The organism is uncultured Mailhella sp., assembly GCF_944324575.1.
GTDB lineage: Bacteria > Desulfobacterota > Desulfovibrionia > Desulfovibrionales > Desulfovibrionaceae > Mailhella.
The window spans coordinates 1-15,612 of record NZ_CALUWV010000053.1 but is presented as its reverse complement, the minus strand read 5'-3'; the positions used below and the strand labels follow the sequence as shown (position 1 = coordinate 15,612).

The 15,612-nt window shown below is 52.7% G+C and carries 11 protein-coding genes and 1 pseudogene; 9 read left to right on the top strand and 3 right to left on the bottom strand.

The window, feature by feature from the left end:
* The 8 genes from Q0J81_RS07575 to Q0J81_RS07540 all read left to right on the top strand — a co-directional run.
* The coding region (locus Q0J81_RS07575) for a PD-(D/E)XK nuclease family protein (protein ID WP_294446961.1) at positions 1 to 1,690 on the top strand (1,690 nt) is incomplete at its 5' end.
* A gap of 23 nt (positions 1,691 to 1,713) precedes the next feature.
* Positions 1,714 to 5,184: a UvrD-helicase domain-containing protein gene (locus Q0J81_RS07570; RefSeq protein WP_294446960.1), complete on the top strand. Its 3,471-nt coding sequence runs from the start codon at positions 1,714 to 1,716 to the stop codon at positions 5,182 to 5,184.
* Positions 5,172 to 6,989 carry a nuclease-related domain-containing DEAD/DEAH box helicase gene (locus Q0J81_RS07565; RefSeq protein WP_294446959.1) on the top strand — a complete coding sequence of 606 codons (1,818 nt, stop codon included), beginning with the start codon at positions 5,172 to 5,174 and terminating at the stop codon, positions 6,987 to 6,989. Before Q0J81_RS07570 ends, Q0J81_RS07565 begins: the two co-directional genes overlap by 13 nt.
* A gap of 441 nt (positions 6,990 to 7,430) precedes the next feature.
* Positions 7,431 to 8,648, top strand: a complete 1,218-nt coding sequence (locus tag Q0J81_RS07560) for a tyrosine-type recombinase/integrase (protein ID WP_294446958.1) — start codon at positions 7,431 to 7,433, stop codon at positions 8,646 to 8,648.
* A gap of 78 nt (positions 8,649 to 8,726) precedes the next feature.
* A complete protein-coding gene (locus tag Q0J81_RS07555; protein ID WP_294446957.1) occupies positions 8,727 to 9,386 on the top strand; it encodes a hypothetical protein in 660 nt (219 codons plus the stop codon).
* Positions 9,387 to 9,576: 190 nt separating this feature from the next.
* Positions 9,577 to 9,789, top strand: coding sequence for a helix-turn-helix domain-containing protein (locus Q0J81_RS07550; RefSeq protein WP_294446956.1), 213 nt, complete (start codon positions 9,577 to 9,579; stop codon positions 9,787 to 9,789).
* Complete coding sequence (locus tag Q0J81_RS07545) at positions 9,786 to 12,335, top strand: DUF927 domain-containing protein (RefSeq protein WP_294446955.1); 2,550 nt, start codon at positions 9,786 to 9,788, stop codon at positions 12,333 to 12,335. Before Q0J81_RS07550 ends, Q0J81_RS07545 begins: the two co-directional genes overlap by 4 nt.
* A gap of 148 nt (positions 12,336 to 12,483) precedes the next feature.
* Entirely contained in the window at positions 12,484 to 12,885 is a 402-nt protein-coding gene (locus Q0J81_RS07540) for a DUF5681 domain-containing protein (RefSeq protein WP_294446954.1), read from the top strand.
* Positions 12,886 to 12,928: 43 nt separating this feature from the next.
* Here Q0J81_RS07540 and Q0J81_RS07535 read toward each other — a convergent pair whose 3' ends face one another.
* Positions 12,929 to 13,423: a hypothetical protein gene (locus tag Q0J81_RS07535; RefSeq protein WP_294446953.1), complete on the bottom strand. Its 495-nt coding sequence runs from the start codon at positions 13,421 to 13,423 to the stop codon at positions 12,929 to 12,931.
* A 71-nt stretch (positions 13,424 to 13,494) separates the two neighbouring features.
* Positions 13,495 to 13,968: a hypothetical protein gene (locus Q0J81_RS07530; protein WP_294446952.1), complete on the bottom strand. Its 474-nt coding sequence runs from the start codon at positions 13,966 to 13,968 to the stop codon at positions 13,495 to 13,497.
* Between the two features lie 195 nt (positions 13,969 to 14,163).
* Here Q0J81_RS07530 and Q0J81_RS07525 point away from each other — a divergent pair, with 195 nt between their 5' ends.
* The gene (locus Q0J81_RS07525; RefSeq protein WP_294446951.1) at positions 14,164 to 14,496 is read left to right on the top strand and encodes a helix-turn-helix transcriptional regulator; all 333 of its coding nucleotides are present in this window, start codon (positions 14,164 to 14,166) and stop codon (positions 14,494 to 14,496) included.
* A gap of 122 nt (positions 14,497 to 14,618) precedes the next feature.
* Here Q0J81_RS07525 and Q0J81_RS07520 read toward each other — a convergent pair.
* Positions 14,619 to 15,346, bottom strand: a pseudogene (locus Q0J81_RS07520) (IS5 family transposase); the annotation flags it as partial.
* Positions 15,347 to 15,612: the final 266 nt, after the last annotated feature.

The following is a 15,612-nucleotide window of genomic DNA, read 5'->3' as shown; positions in this document are numbered from 1 at the left end:
CGCCGTCTTCCTCCGAGACGGCGTTATGGATGAGAAGCTTGCGGAACAGATACGCTGGTTCTGCCCGCAAAATCGCGTTCTTCCCGCGCCGGAGGCCACAGAAGAACGCTCACGCCGGACGCCCGGCATACCGCCTGCAGCTCTCGCCGGGGCCGCCGAGTCGCTCGCTGAGTGGGCTGAAAAACAGCCTTCTGCCGAGCTCAGAAAGACGGCCGAGCTTTGCCGAAGACTGTCGGAAATCGTACGGGACAGACACGATCCGCTGTCGGCTCAGGAGTTCGAAAAAATCCTCGATTCCGTGGTCGGCAGCGGAGAACGCGCCCCTAGCATGCGTCCGGCCATGCCGTGGAGCGTGCTGAGCGATCCCGGTCAGCTCTGGGGACCGGCAGACACCGTCATCTGGTGGGACTTCACCGACGACGGCAGCGCCGTCCGGGACTCCTCCATCTGGAGCGACGAAGAGCGGCGCTGGCTGCAGGAAAAAGGCTGGCCCCTTTTCTGTACCTCCACCGAGCGACGGGCAAGAACGCTGGCTCAGTTGAATCCCTTCATCTTCGGCCGCAGAGTCATTACCGTCGAGCCTCGATTCCACGGCCGCGAAAAAAGCTCGCCTCATCCCCTTGCCGCGCTGCTTCCGCAAAACGGATCCGTGGAAAAAGACGCCTTCTGTGTGCTCACCGGTGAAACGCGTCATGTCTCCGGCGACGGCAGTGCCGTCGAAGAGACGTCCGGGGACTTTTTCCATCTCAGTTCGCGGTCATCTCTGCCCCTGCCGGCGGATGCCGCCCCCTGGAACGCAAACAGAAAGGAGCCCCTTTCCCTGCCCGGAAGCATTCAGGCTTCGGCGCTTGAATCCATGCTGACCTGTCCTGCGGCCTGGTACTTCAAGAACGTCCTCAGACTCGAAAGGGGAGGAGCAAAACTGTCCGCAGATCAGATAGCCTGCGGCAATCTTGCCCACGCCGCCATGACCGCGCAGCTTGAACGTCGACGAGACTGTGCCCGCCGCGGCGAATCCATGCCTGAAGTCACAAAAGACGTCATGTTCGAGCAGCTCTCCCGTCTTGCCCCAAAAAGCGCCGCACGCCTGGCGCTGCCGGAACACGAGCATCTGCTCAGGGACATGGCGAACCGGCTGACGCGCAGCTTCAACCGTCTGTGCGCCCGGACCGACGCGGAAGGACTCGTCTTCCTCAACGCCGAACAGAGTCTCGAGGGAGACCTTGACGGCGTGGCCCTGCACGGCCGCTACGATCTGCTTTTCGGCAGAAAAAAAGACGAAGCGCCGTGTCTGGTGGTCGACATGAAATGGTCGCGCCGAAAGACGTACAGGGAACAGACCAGAAAAGGATGTCCCGTGCAGCTTGCCGCCTATCACTACCTTCTGGAGCATGGGAGCGGCGCAGCAGATCAGCAACGTTCCGCCCCTTCCCCGGCGCATCTGGACGACGCATGGTTCCTGCTTCTTCCCGAGGCCGACATTCATGCTGCAAGTGACGGAAAAAAAACACTGGCGCAGCACTGGCAGGACGTGGACGAGCGCTGGCACGAGCTGCGATGCGAACTTGAGGCCGGACGTCTCGGCCTTGCCCGAAATGCCCCGGACGAAGAGGCATGCTCCTGGTGCGATTACAGGGAACTTTGCGGCGTGAACCTGCTAGTGGCAGATGACGAGGAGGATGATAAGTGAAGGCCGAAAGCAGCACAAACGGCATGAAACGCCTGGTTCTCAAGGCAGACGCAGGCACGGGCAAGACGTACAATCTGGAAAAATTCTATCTGGGATGTCTCGGCTGCGACGTGGAGGAGGTCTACCGCATGCCCGAAGGCGTGTGCCGGCCGGAAGAAATCATTGCCGTCACCTTCACGCGGAAAGCCGCCGCAGAGCTGAAGGACCGCATACGCCGCGCTCTGTGCGAGCAGCAGCGCTATGATGAAGCCGACAGGGTAAACGGATCATTCATAGGCACAGTGCACGGCATCTGTCTGCGTCTTCTTCAGGAATATGCGCTGGAAGCCGGCATATCCCCCGTAGCGGAAGAGCTTGCTGAGGAGGACGAGCGTGCGCTTTTCAAAACGGCAATCGCTCCGCTCATGGAAAAATACGCATACCTCGGAAGTCTGTTCTCCGAGTTTCGTCTCGAAGGAGGATTCGACACTAAAAAGCGGAACCATTCCGAGCCCGCCTTTCTTGCCACCTGCCGGGAACTCATAGCCCTGGCCCGCGTCAACGGCAAGGAAGACAGTCTTCGGACCATGGGGAGACAGTCCGCTAAAGAAATTCTGAATCTGATGAATATGCTCTCCCCGGTCGTTTCCGACAACAACAGAGAGCTGTCCGACATGCTGCGCGAACTCTCCGAAGCAAGGGCCGTGCAGATGAGGGAGGAAAACTATGATTTTTCCGGAAGACTCTCAAAGGAAGAAAAAGCGTCAGGCATGACGAAAAAGCTCAGCGGCAAGGAAAAAGCGCACGTGGAGTTCATGACGGCCCTGCCCGTGGACGCCATGAGATGGAAGGACTGGCTGTCCATCATCAATCGCCCGGCCGGAGCAAAAGACCATCATCTGCAGCAGTACGTTGAACAGCTCAACGAGCTTGGCCGCCGCGTCTTCGGGTTGCGGACGTTTCGAAACGACGTTCTGAAACTCGTCAGAGGAACGTTCCAGTTTGCCGCCGAAGCCACGGAAGCCTTCCGGGCCGCCAAGGAAAGCGCCGGTCTCGTGGATTTTGCCGACATGGAGCGCATGGCCTGCGACGCTCTCGCCGAAAAGGCGGTAAAAGACAGGCTGAAAGGAAGATTCCGTGTGCTTTTCGTAGACGAATTTCAGGATACGAGCCCCATACAGCTGCGCATCTTCCAGCTTATCTGCGACATTCTCCAAAGCGGCGGATGCAGCTGCCGCGTCATTTTCGCCGGAGACGACAAGCAGTCCGTCTACGGATTCCGTGGAGCGGATTCAGAACTCACGCGGTCGGGCACGCCCGAGCCTCTGTGGGAAAAACGATCCCTCCGCGTATGCCGGCGCTCCCTGCCTGCCATCTGCCGCTTTGCCGGAGCCTTTTTCTCGCATGTTCCCGAATCATTCCGGGAAAACCTGCTCGGTGCTCCTGACGCAACGCTGAATACCACAAGTCTGCTGGAAGAGCCCGGTCGGGAAGTGCTGCGCGCAGCTCTGGAAAAAAACATTCAGTCGCTGCATTTCTGGCTGTTCGAAAGCCCGGAGAACCGAAAAAAAGCCAAAACGATTGCCGCTCTTGCCGACAGCATCGCCGGCATGATCAATAATCCCGCCTTCACCGTGGCCTGCACGAAGGACTTCGGCAGCAACGCCACTGCGGACACGAGAATGGTTCAGGCCGGCGACATTGCCGTGCTGTGCCGCACCAACGACGAATGCGTCGAACTGGCCGACGCGCTGGAGGCTCTGGGCGTTTCCGCCTGCGCCGAGCGCAAGGGACTGCTCAACCAGCAAGACGTGAGCTTCTGCCTGAACGCCCTTCGTCTCACGCTGTACCCCGACGACAGGTTCTCCGCTGCCGGCCTTTTCCGCAGTCTCCACGAAGGGGACGACTGGTTCGACGCCGCAGAAAACGACCGTCTTGCCGACGGCATTCCCTTCCTTCATGACCTTGAAGACATACGGACACGGCTCGCCGTTCTCTCCCCTGCCGAGCTTCTCGACGAGGTGATGAACGCTACGGACGCCTTCCGCCGGGCAGCGGCCCGCCGCAGGGGCAGAACATGCATGGCCGAGCTCGAAGCGCTGCGGGCGCTCGCCCGGGAATACGAAGCCGCCATGCACGGCAGGCACGCGCCTGCAACGGCTCAGGGCTGGCTCGACTGGCTGGAGGAAGAGGAACGCAGCCGTGCCTCCGGCGGAGAAGACGCGGTACAGGTCTGGACCTATCACAAATCCAAGGGGCTTGAGCGCAACGTCGTCGTTCTCTACGGGTTGTCCGGCAAAAAGCCCGCCGGCGATATCTGGAAGCCCCGGGCCTTCAGTCTGCCGCAGACAGACAATCCCGTCGCGGCGGCGCTGCGCAACCCGCTCGAAGACCGGGTTCTGGCATGGCGTCCGAACGTCTTTGGCGGAGCCGCGACACTTGATCCCGTCAACGACACGCTGACCGATGCCAAAGCAAAGGCCGACCGCAGACAGCAGGAAGAAACCCTCCGTCTGCTCTATGTGGGCATGACGCGTGCAAGGAACGTTCTTGTCCTCACGGCGGACTTCAGCCGGAAACAAACCATACAGCTTTCCTGGCTGGAACCTTTTCTCACGGATGAAACGCTCAAACGCGATCTTGCAGCCATGGCCGAGGCCGCCGCATCCGACACAGACGTCGAAGCTTCGCTTCTCGGTTCCACATTCCATGTCCGACTCATCAATACCGACGACGCCGCAGGTCGCATCGCGCAGGCCATGACGGTGACGCATAAGGATCATCTCTTTCCCACAAGACCCGCTCCGGTCGAAAATTCGACACCGAAAAAAAAGGCCGCTCCGCTCGGTCGCTGGCTGACGGTGCTTAAAGGGCGGGTTGCGGACACCTCGGGCATCGCTCCCGGCGTCAGCCGAAAGCAGCTCGGCAACATGGTGCACGGATGGTTTGCCATCTGCTTCGGCATGAGCGACGAGCAGCGTCTCGAGGAAGAGCGTTCCGGCCGCATGGAAAAGCGCCTTGCCCATCTGTGCGAGCTGTGGAACCGCCCCATTCCTCTGTGGAATCATGCCGAATCACCGCTTCGACGCATGAGCGACGCTTTGCGGGACGCCCTCAACGAATGGTTTGCCACCCGGGCCGACAGGGTTCCGGGCGACAGACTCGTCATTCACACGGAATGGCCGCTGGAAGAAACATACGTCGAAACCTCGAGCGAAGGAGACCGGTTCCGCACGGAAAGCATGAGGCTCGACATGCTGGCCGAAGTCGTGCACCATGACGGCACCGCCGGTTCCTGTCTCATCATCGACCACAAGTGCGGCGATTACGAACAGTTCACGGATGAAGAACTGAAACAGCATCTGATTGAAGAGTACGGCGCCCGTCAGACGGACTATGTCCGGGCCCTGCGTGTCATGGGCAGAGCCTGCCGGTGCTGGCTGCATCTTCCCCTGGAAGGCCGGATGCTCGAACTTCTTGCAAATGATGAGGAAACGTTGACATGGCAGTCCTGATCCCTTCCCGAATTCCCCCGGATGCCACACCGGGCGAACAGCGCTTTTTTCATCTTCTGGAAAAGCTCCCCTCTTCCTTCACCGGGTGGATGAACCCCATGCTGGGGGACGAGTCGCCGGACTTCGTGCTCTATGCGCCGAAAAACGGCCTCATCGTGCTGGAAATCAAGGACTGGTCGCTCGATTACGTCGTCTCCGCAGACCGACAGACCGTTCTGTTCCGCACCGGCTGGGACGTGATGCGCCGCACCTCGCCGCTGGGACAGTCGCTTATGTACCTCAACAGAATGAAAAGCCTGTTCCAGCGCCCGGGGGGCAAGTTTTTCATGCTCCCCCTGCACTGCGGCATCATCTTTCCCAACATCACCCGTGCCGACTATCTGCGCCGCCTCCGCCAGGACGCGTCCATAAGCGGCCTTGCCAGACCGGAAACCACACTCTTTCAGGATGATCTGGAGCGCATTGAGCACAGCTCCGACAAGGGAGAGGCCTTTCAGGCCTTTCTCAACGAACATTTTCCCTCCCTCTTTGCCTGGGAATCCGGCGCCGCTCTGCTGAACGTCGTAAAGCAGAAACTCGGCTCGTCGGTCATTGTGGAAATGCCAGAGCCATCCTGGGAAAACGGTGAAAAAAGACTGGCCGTTCTCGATGAAGAGCAGCAAAATGAAGCACTCCGGCTTTCCGGCGGACGCAGACTGCTCAAGGGAGCAGCAGGCAGCGGCAAGACTCTGGTACTGACCAGCCGCGCCGCAGAGCTCATCCGGCACGGACAATGCCGACGGGCGCTCTTCCTGTGCTTCAATCTCTGCCTTGCCGGATACATACGCCGTCTTCTCTCCGCCCGGGCCGTGCCTCTCGGCCCCGATGGCGTGGAAGTCATGCCGGTATACGCTCTGGCCTCCCGCATTCTCGGCGACCGGATAGAAGAAAGGCAGAACGGCGAGTATTATGAAACCATTCAGACACTGGCCCTGGAAGAGCTGGAAGCGGGACACTCTTCCGTCATCGGACGCTGGGACGCGGTATTCGTGGATGAGGCGCAGGATTTCAGCGCCTCCATGGTCCGCATGGTGGAACGTATCCTCAGACCGGAAACGCCCCTTCTTGCGGCCATGGACGCCGACCAGCATCTCTATGCCTCAAGCTGCCCCGAGGCATGGCAGAACATACGCGGCATGAAAACGGCGACGCTGAAAAAACGCTACCGCTGCACTCGGCAGATCATGGCCTTTGCCGAAGACTGGCTCGGCGGACAAACGTTTCTTGATGATGAGGCGCTCGGCGTCAATCAGGGCGATATGCCCAGGGTTCTCCATGCCACCTTCCTGCAGGAAGCCTCTGCTCTGGCGGCGGAAGAAACCGTGCGCATGCGCAGGCTCGGCATGCGGCAGGGCGACATGGCCGTACTTTACGCCCGTGACAAAACAAAAGGGCAGACGACGCGCCTCTCTACGCTTCTGGCCGAAGATCTGGCCGCAAAAGGCCTCATTTCGCAGTGGCCGGTCGAGGACGACCGCACAAAGCTGCGCTACGACACTACCACGGACTCCGTGGTCATATCCACCATACACAGCATGAAAGGCATGGACTTTGCCCACGTCACTCTGATTCTGCCGCTCTCCATGGCCGAAGGTCGGGCTCGCTCGCTTCTTACAGCCATGGACGGACGCCGCTCATCATGGGAGGCACACCATGCATCCAGCGTATCCGATTCTCAGCGCCATGCCCTGATCTATGTGGGCATGACCCGGGCCCGTCAGTCCCTCACCGTCGTCTGGTATGACGACGGCAGCAGCGAGCCGTAAACAGCGCCGCCTTTCAGGGACGCTCCCGTCCGAACTCGTTCAGCCTGCCTCCGGCAAAGGGAAGCAGGCGCCCCCCAAAAAAGCCTGCGGCAACGCCGCATCCTCGAAAGAAGCCTTTCAGATGCAGCCTTTTGCCATTGCCGAAGCGAAAGAGCTTCTGCCCGGGCACTTCCGCTCCCTCAACTGTCTGACGGCCTTAAAAGAAAATGCCCTTACGACATTCATCGTAAGGGCTTGCTTTCTTTTGGCTCCCCGAGACGGACTTGAACCGCCAACCTAGTGATTAACAGTCTCTGTCGCTTAGTTGTTTTACGTTTCTTTTCTTTGGAAACCTATTGTACTCAAAGCATATTAGTTGTATCATCTCTTATCAAGTAAGACGTTTTTTTATTTCTCGTGGGTACCCGGTGGGTACCTGACCCCACAAAAGGAGCTGAGAAGATGAAATTTACCAAGCGTGAAATTGAGGCAATCAAGGCAACCGAGAAGCGGCAAACCTTTTTTGACGACGGTATGCCCGGGCTTGCTCTGCGCGTCAGTCCGACGGGGCACAAGTCTTTCTATTACACCTACCGCCTTGGCAAAGGGAGGGGCTTTGAAAAGAAATGGGTTCAGCTTGGCAGCTTTCCCGTGATGACCGTGGAGCAGGCAAGGGAAAAAGCAAAGCTGATGGCCGCAAGCCTTCAATTCGGACAAGACCCGGCAAAGCAGATTCAGGAAGATAAGGAAGCTCTGAGCATGAAGGAGGCCCTTGAAAAATTCAGGGATGAGCATATTGCCAAGCTCAAGCCGCAAACCCGACAATCCTATGAAAGGCTTATCGAAAAGCTTATCCTTCCTTGTTTTGGCAAGATGCGGGCCAAAGATGTGACATACGCCGATGTTGCCGGTTTTCATGCACGACTGAGGGAAACGCCTTATCAGGCCAACCGCGCTTATGCTGTGCTTTCAAAGTTTTTCAACTGGTGTGAGCTTTGCCGATATCGGGAAAGAAACACCAACCCTTGCGAGGGGATAACCAAATATAAGGAAAAGAAACGGCAAAATTTCATGGGGGCTCATGAACTGGGTATCTTGGGAGAGACGCTTTCCCGTATGGAAATGACATGGCATGAACGGCAGAAGACAAAAGAGAAGCGCACGGCTCCCCTTGTGGATACCATCACCCCACAGGCGGCAGCGGTAATCAGGCTGCTCATGTTTACCGGGGCACGCGTGGGAGAGATACTTTCCCTTGAATGGGCAAACATCAACTTGGAACAGGGGCTTGCCCGACTCCCGGATTCAAAGACAGGTTTTAGAATTCTTCAACTCACAGCCCCCGCCGTTGTCGTACTGAATAGTATCCCACAAGTAGACCAGTGGGTTTTTCCTTCTGATTCCAAATGCGGACACATGGTTAATATTAAGGACGCATGGGGAGATGTGCTGAAGCAGGCCAATCTACCGGGCTGGAGGCTTAATGATTTGCGTCACGCCTTTGCTTCCGCTATGGTCAACGGAGGTGCAAGTTTGCCCATCGTGGGAAAAATTCTCGGGCACAGCAACGCCAGCACGACACAACGCTATGCCCATCTTGAGGAGAACCCGGCAAGAAAAGCGGCTGAACAGGCGGCAAGCATGATTGCCCACGCCATAGAGGACAGGGAACAGAGCTAACAATTTCAACCGCCCATGACTCCCTCCTTACCGGGGGGCGTTTTGGACGCACCCCGAGCCCGTCAGGAGAGAAGCTATATGGAAAATAACACCACACAAACACTAATGTCTTTCAACGAAAAAATGGCGGAACAAGATAAACAAGACGAACTTAAACGCTGGGACTACTGGTTTGACCTTACCTTATGGGATTATAGAGAAGCAATACGCCTCATTTGCTGTGGCCCTAGAGGATGTATAGAACAATGCATCAAAGATGTTGAAAATCCTAGTGACGGATACCGTGAAAATTTAAAATGCTTTTACGAATATAATGATCCGCATATTAATAATGTCAAAAAATGTCTAAATATCTTTGAACGAGATAACCTTCCCTCAAAAATTACCCCTGATAGTTTTATACAATGGGCTCGAACAAAAAAAACTATCAGTCTTCCTGATGAAATGAATAAAAGAGTTCCTAATAAACCTCTCAAAAATCAAGGAGGTTCAAATAAAGAACTCGATAAAATCAAAGCTACTCAAGAAGCATGTAGAAACATGGCATCATATATCATCAGCTCTCAGGACTATAATAACAAAATAACAGAAAATGATTTTATAGATAAAGTAGCAACTTCTATGAAAGCCAATGATAAAGGGCATCTTTTCCAAAAGACCGCTGCTAGTGATTTTTTCCATGACTCTACCGAATTAGCCCTGTATAAAAGAAAAAGGGGAAGACCTAAAATTTCATAAAAAAAGCGCCCGCCATGCGGGTGTTTTTTTTTCTGCGAATGCTAACATAGTTAAATATCATATAAAACAGCACCAATAAATTGATATTAAAAAATCAAAAAACAAAAAATACCCTAATATACACATTTCCTTTTTCCTTCTCCGGTAGATTGATAAGGTTTCCTCAAGATCTTTTTTTGAGGAGGCTATCATGCTTATTTCTGACACAACAAGAACTTGGCTCACCGTACCGGAAGCCGCTGAATATCTCGGCTGTTCTCGCAGTATGCTTGATAAAGACCGCGTAACCGGTCTTCTCGGCATTCCCTTCTCTCGCCTCGGCAGGCACATCCGCTACAGCCGCAAGGCTCTCGATGCTTATCTGGAAGCCAATTCTACCATTGCTACGGAGGTGAAGGCATGAAGACCATTCTTGACTACGCCCTGGAATACGGTCAGCGGGGTTGGGCACCTATTCCTCTTACTGCTCATACGAAAGAGCCTTGTCTTCGCGGCTGGCCTAATGTGGCTTCCTCCGATGAAGCCTATATCAGGCAAATCTTTACTCATCATAACGGCAATATTGGCATTGTCTGCGGCAAGAAAAGCAGCCTGCTTGTTATTGATGTAGATATGCCTGACGGGCCTGCAAGCTTGGAACAGCTTGAAAGCCAGCTGGGTAAATTGCCTGACACCCTTTCCCAGACAACGGGCGGAGGAGGCAAGCAATTCTTCTTCCTCTATCCTGCCGGGGTAGAAATTGGGAACTCTGTGAAAAAGCTTGGAGCATGTATAGATATACGCGCCAACAGCGGACAGGTTGTCGTCCCTCCTTCCATTCATCCCAACGGGAAACAGTACAAATGGGATAACAACCTCTCCCCTGCTGCCCTGCCGCAAGCGTGGATTGACTATCTTGTTCAGTTACAGAAGCCAACCCCCGCACGACCCGCTCAACCCTCTGAGCTGGATGAAACCTTTGGACTTCATCCTTACATCGACAAGGCGCTGTCCAATGGTATGCAGAAGATAGCCAACGCCGAAGAGGGAACAAGAAACACTACCCTCTTTAAAGTCGTTGCCGGTTTAGCGGGCTTTATTCCCTCAGGGCTCCTCGGAGAAAATACCTTGTATGACCGCGCAAAGCAGGCTTTTCAAGACTGCCATCCTGACGACATGGACGAGCAGGAATTTAGCAAGACTTTTTCCAGTGCCGTAGAAAAGGGCAAACAAACGCCTCGGGAAATTCCCGATAAGTTCCCCGCCGGATTTTCCATCATCTGTACAGGGGATAGGGCTGGACTCTACTACACCGAACCCGCCAAGAAGGAAGGGCAACTTCCCACAGAAATTCGACTGGGAGCGCCTCTTTATGTGCAGGGGTATATCCGGGATAGTGCAAGCTCCAACTGGGGACTTTTGGTTGAATGGAATGACCCCGACAACGTACTGCACAGGGAAGCCCTCTCTCTTGAAGCCTTGTCCAGCAACGACAGTTCCGCGTGGAAAACTCCGCTGGCTCAGGGCGGTTGGGCTATACAGGGGGGCAAGAGGGGGCCCGAATTTGTACACTGCTATCTTACCAGCTTTGAACCTTCTCGGCGGTTGCTGGGCGTTCCCTGCACAGGCTGGCATGGCGATGTCTTTGTTCTCCCTGAACAAATTCTACCGGATTCTAAAAAAGGGAAGGTTATTCTACTCAGTCCGCCCAGACAGAACCCCTATAGCCAATCCGGTACGCTGGACGAATGGAAGGAGCTCATTGCCTCCCATGCCAAGGGAAACAGCAGGCTTATCCTTGCGCTTTGCGCGGCGTGCGCCGGGCCGCTGCTCCATCTACTAGGGCAGGAGTCGGGAGGATTCAATTTCGTGGGCGCAAGTTCAACCGGAAAAACTACCGCTCTGCTCATGGCCGCAAGCGTCTGGGGCAAGGGAGCCGTATCCAACGGCTATATCCTCACATGGAGAGGCACTGACAACGGCTTTGAAACTCAGGCCGCTTTACATAGTGATACTCTTCTCTGTCTCGATGAACTTTCTCAAGCTCCGTCAAAGGTGCTTTATGAGGCTTCCTATATGCTGGGGAACGGTCAAGGCAAACAACGCGCAACCCGCACAGGAGCCGCGCGGGATGTGCGTTTCTGGCGGACAATGATTCTGTCTACAGGGGAAGTCGGCATTGCCGCCAAGCTTGCCGAGGAAAAGCGGGCTACACGGGCCGGGCAGGTTGTGCGGATTCTGGATATCCCCGCTGACGCCGGGGCTGATATGGGGATTTTTGAGGAGCTTAACGGCGCGGCTTCATCGCGTGAACTTGCCGATACCTTACGAAAAGTGACCGCGTTGTATTATGGTACTGCCGGGCCTGCATTCGTTAACAGCATCATTCCCAAGCTGAATGACCTGTTACCTACGGCAAGGATGCTGTTAGACGCCTCGCTTAATCAACTCTGCACTCCAGCGGATGATGGACAGGTCAAACGAGCCGCCGCGCGGTTTGCTCTATGTCAAACGGCTGGCCTGCTGGCCTCCATCTCTGGAGTTTTACCTTTATCCACCGATGACATAACCCAAGGTATCAAGAAATGCTTTGATGCCTGGATTGCTGAACGGGGTACAACGGGAGCTCTTGAGGATGCTCAGATTGTAGAGCGGACGAAACAGTTTCTTGAGCTTCACGGGCCGAGCAGGTTTGTTGATTTGGATTCTCCTGAAGTAGCTGTTGGCAAGACAACTAACCGGGCAGGTTTTAGGCAAACAAAGCAGGGTAAGACCGTCTACTATATTCTGACCAACGTGTTTAAAAATGAACTCTGCCAAGGCATTCCAGCAGACAGAGCGTGCAAGGCATTGATGAGCGCGGGGCTGCTGATTCGCCAGAGTAACGACAGGTACACCACGAAACTTCCTAAAGAAGTTTCCGACGTCGGCAGAGCCAGCGTGTACGCCATCAGCATTTACGACAACTAATATTTTGCAGGGGGTATATAAAAAACAACGGGACAAACGGGACAGCGGGACATAACACGCCCCATCATGTCCCGATGTCCCGTCTGTCCCGTTAAAAAAATATATACCCCCGCAACTTTTTCACTGAAAAAATCAAAAGGAGAACAGTATGCCTTTTCGCCCCGGACAGTCCGGTAATCCCGCAGGAAGACCCAAAGGAAGTATCAACAAGCAACTGGCTATGCTTCGTGACGCGGTTGAGAAGGTTTTGCCGCTTGTCGTGGACCGCGCCATGAACGGAGACACTGAAGCGCAAAAGCTTATCCTTGAGCGTGGCCTCCCCAAACTGAAACCGGTGGAAGTGCCTTTTGAGTTTACCCTCCCTGACGCAGATTGCCCCGCTCCGCGCCGTGCCATTCTTGAACAGGCGGCAGAGGGGGCAATCCCTTTGGGGGCAGCGGAAGAGATTATTGAACAGTTGCGCGGGTTGCAGAAAGAGAAGAACGTGACCGGAGAAATTGGGAACGGCGAGTTTATCGGCGCTTACTTAAAATCGCTAGTCAATTCGTAGGGCGAACGCTCTTAGCGATTTTTATTAAAGTAAGTAGTTATGCTTACCTATGATCAACTATAGGTATACAGATACCAGTACGTCCATCTGAACCATCTGGTATTCCTCTTAGCTTTCCATTGTGTATAATAAGAGAAAATTGCTTATCATATGTTTGTGTAACAATTTGTCCATTTAAATGATGAAAATTAACGATAATTTTATGATCAAGAAGTTTTATATGATTTTTATTAATTTCTTTTTTTGTTATATACATTCCATTATATGTCAATTTTACATGTTTTACTGTATCCGCTCCTGATTCGTAGCAATTGGGATACCCTAAATCCCACCACTCGTCATCATCAAAATATTCTACTCGCTCAACAGGGGTTCCCAGAGCGTTAACGATTTCACTTTCTGTTGTTTTATCTATATAAAAGTCAACGATAATACTTTGGCCCTTGGCATATTCTACTTTTTTTTGCATAGCATGATGATTCGCACATCCGAAGAAAAATACACACAATAATGAAATTATCACAAAGTAAAAACGCATACTATATCCTCACAATTATTAAATAAGAGTCAACTACTTATGTATAGATGACTCTTATTACTTGTATAATACTAATAAATTAAAAATTCTTTTAATATTTTTCTCTTGTCAAAATATATAATTAAAGTTTTTTCTGCATTCTGTACTTTATCATTTATCGCATCTGTAGCATTATTTCCAACTGAATTCATGGCAGAACCGGCAGCCACACCCCCAATCACTCCACCTTTATCTGCTGCGGCTAACCCTACATGGGCAGTTGCTTGGCCAAGAGCCGCCGCACCTGTGTCTTGTACTACTCTTGAAAACATATTGCTTACAGCTGAAGGTTTTTCAATATATTTCCAGACATCTCCCTTGCTGGACTTTGAAATTTCTGTCGGCTCTCCATACATTTTACGAACTTCATCTTGAGTCGTTATCCCAGCTATCAGGTTTTTACTTAGTTCATCTTGAGAGAATGAACTTCCCCCGACACTTGGAAGACAGGCCGTAAGACTGGTAACCATAACAAACACAACCAACAGAGCTCTTACTTTAATCATGTTTCCTCCCTATTTGACAAAGACAAAAAACCTTGTCGCAATATATGGTTAAAATGGGTTCGCTATTTCTCCTAAACTTTTCCACCTCAGAAATAATGATATTTAATTCATACCAAGACCATAAAGTCAATAACTATAGTTCATATTTTAAGAAAAAAAATTCCCTAAAGTTCACCCAAAAGGAGTCAAACAATCATGGGTGAGACCTTCAGCGAAGACGATTTTCTAAAAAAATTGGGTAACAGGATAAAAATCTTACGAGTGGCACAAGGTCTATCTCAAGCCCAATTGGCCGACTCTATTAATATGAGTCCTCGCTATCTCAGTGAAGTCGAGGCTGGTAAGCGCAATATTTCTATTTATTTTCTTAAACTGCTAGCCGAAAGGCTCTCTATTTCTCTTTCAGAGCTACTTAATTTTGCAGAAAAAGAAGAAAGGGAAAACATCATTAAAGAATTAAATATATTCTTAGAAAAGTTATCCCATGAGCAATTGCTTTTTCTTCAGAGAACTATCAGAATGTTATAGTTCTGGCCTTCTCCCCCTCCCCCGCTCAACCCATTCCCCAAAACAAAAAAACCTCTCCAAAGGGAGAGGCGCGAAAATTTTCAAAGCCCGCTCAACCCTCTTAGGGGCTGTCTCTAAATAGTTTACTGGAGCCAAATAAGGCATGATGCCAGCATGACAGATGCTTTAAAAGTTATGGCCAGCTTATCATATCGAGTAGCAACTCTGCGAAATGATTTAAGCTTGGCAAAAAAACATTCAACAAGATGGCGCTCTTTGTATACATGACTGTCATACTCTCGTTGAATCCGTCGGCCTGGCATTGGCGGAATGACCACTTCGTGATTTTGGCGTTCCGCCAATGCCAGTAGCTTATTGGCATCATATGCTCTGTCCGCAAGGAGCTTTTCTGCCAGTAACCCTTCTATCAGGTCACATGCGGGAACAATGTCATTTACATTCCCTGCGGTAATGTGAATGCGCAAAGGATTGCCGAGGGCGTCAACCACAGCGTGAACCTTGGTGGTTAATCCGCCTTTACTGCGACCGATCTGCTGATGGAAGTGCCCCCTTTTGCGCCGGTAGCGTGTTGGTGCAGCCTGATAAAGGTGGCGTCAATAATTATAGCATCAGGCTCGGCGTTTATGGATAACATTCGAAGAATGTCATCCCAGACTTCAAGTTTAGCCCATTGGAGGAAGCGTTTATGTACCGTTTTCCAAGGCCCGAACTCTGGATGCAAGTCCCGCCATGGCGCTCCTGTTTTCATGAGCCACAGGATGGCGTTAAACATCAGACGGTCATCCTTACGTTTGCGGCCTCTGGTTTCCGTACGGGGCTTTACCAGCATAGGCCCGATTATGGCCCATTTTTCGTCTGAAATGTCGTGTCTGCTCATGCCAGACATCAAAACAACAGAAAGAAGAAAAGTCGAGAACTTATTTAGAGACAGCCCCTAGCGGGTTAAGCGCAACTAAAAAATAAGCCCTCTTTGAGGGCTCTTTTTATTTCTGGTGGGTGCCCGGTGGGTGCCGGACGAAAAAAGGGGTTATGACAAAATGTCATAACCCCTTGAAAAATTTGGCTCCCCGAGACGGACTTGAACCGCCAACCTAGTGATTAACAGTCACCCGCTCT

Coding starts and splice junctions, on each gene's coding strand:
- Q0J81_RS07550 (WP_294446956.1), top strand. CDS start 9,577: ATGCTTATTTCTGACACAACAAGAACTTGGCTCACCGTACCGGAAGCC.
- Q0J81_RS07525 (WP_294446951.1), top strand. CDS start 14,164: ATGGGTGAGACCTTCAGCGAAGACGATTTTCTAAAAAAATTGGGTAAC.
- Q0J81_RS07555 (WP_294446957.1), top strand. CDS start 8,727: ATGGAAAATAACACCACACAAACACTAATGTCTTTCAACGAAAAAATG.
- Q0J81_RS07530 (WP_294446952.1), bottom strand. CDS start 13,968: ATGATTAAAGTAAGAGCTCTGTTGGTTGTGTTTGTTATGGTTACCAGT.
- Q0J81_RS07560 (WP_294446958.1), top strand. CDS start 7,431: ATGAAATTTACCAAGCGTGAAATTGAGGCAATCAAGGCAACCGAGAAG.
- Q0J81_RS07570 (WP_294446960.1), top strand. CDS start 1,714: ATGAAACGCCTGGTTCTCAAGGCAGACGCAGGCACGGGCAAGACGTAC.
- Q0J81_RS07540 (WP_294446954.1), top strand. CDS start 12,484: ATGCCTTTTCGCCCCGGACAGTCCGGTAATCCCGCAGGAAGACCCAAA.
- Q0J81_RS07545 (WP_294446955.1), top strand. CDS start 9,786: ATGAAGACCATTCTTGACTACGCCCTGGAATACGGTCAGCGGGGTTGG.
- Q0J81_RS07565 (WP_294446959.1), top strand. CDS start 5,172: ATGGCAGTCCTGATCCCTTCCCGAATTCCCCCGGATGCCACACCGGGC.
- Q0J81_RS07535 (WP_294446953.1), bottom strand. CDS start 13,423: ATGCGTTTTTACTTTGTGATAATTTCATTATTGTGTGTATTTTTCTTC.